This window comes from Brachybacterium sp. HMSC06H03 (genome assembly GCF_001807385.1).
Classification (GTDB): Bacteria; Actinomycetota; Actinomycetes; order Actinomycetales; family Dermabacteraceae; genus Brachybacterium; species Brachybacterium conglomeratum.
Map to the genome: position 1 here is coordinate 1 of NZ_KV788783.1, position 600 is coordinate 600.

Annotated in this window: 1 protein-coding gene; it reads left to right on the forward strand. The window is 76.0% G+C overall.

Annotated features, from left to right (window positions below; genetic code table 11):
• Nucleotides 1–224: 224 nt before the first annotated feature.
• Nucleotides 225–600, forward strand: a 376-nt coding sequence (locus tag HMPREF3159_RS08480; RefSeq protein WP_070500633.1) for an arsenic metallochaperone ArsD family protein, incomplete at its 3' end; no start/stop codon positions are given.

Sequence of the window (600 nt, forward strand, 5' to 3'; positions counted from 1 at the left end):
CGGCGGCACCTCGATGGTGCCGCCGCCCCGTCCTCGTCGCCGCCTTTCGCCGCGACCGTCGAGAGCGCGCCGCGGCGACGACCTGGCCGTACCGGAGCTTGTAGACGAGCCCCAGCATGTCGCCGTGCAGCTCGAGCTCCGCCCCGTCGGCGCGTGTCCCGTGCAGGGCCGCCACGGTTCCACGACCGCACGGTCGTGTTCCCGTCCCGCGCTACGGTGGGGCCATGACCGACGCCGACGACGCCCCGCAGCTCGCGGGGCTGGACATCTTCCTGCCGTCCCCGCCGCCCGACGCGGAGCGGCAGGAAGCCTTCCTCGACGAGGCCGCGGCGCTCGCCCTGGACGGCCAGCCGATCACGGTGTACCTGCAGGACGAGGACGCCTGGGCCTTCGAGGAGTGCGAGCCCGTCCGCGCGCTGATGGAGTCCGCGGGGGAGGCGGTGCTGCCGGTGACCCTGCTGGGCCTGGACATCGTGGTCAGCGGCACCTACCCGACCACCTCGCAGATGCAGCGCTTCGCGCGGGCAGGCGCGACGGAGCGGGCGAAGCCCTCGGCGGCCGCCGCGGCCTGCGGCCCGGGCGGTGCGGCCCCGCTCCCGC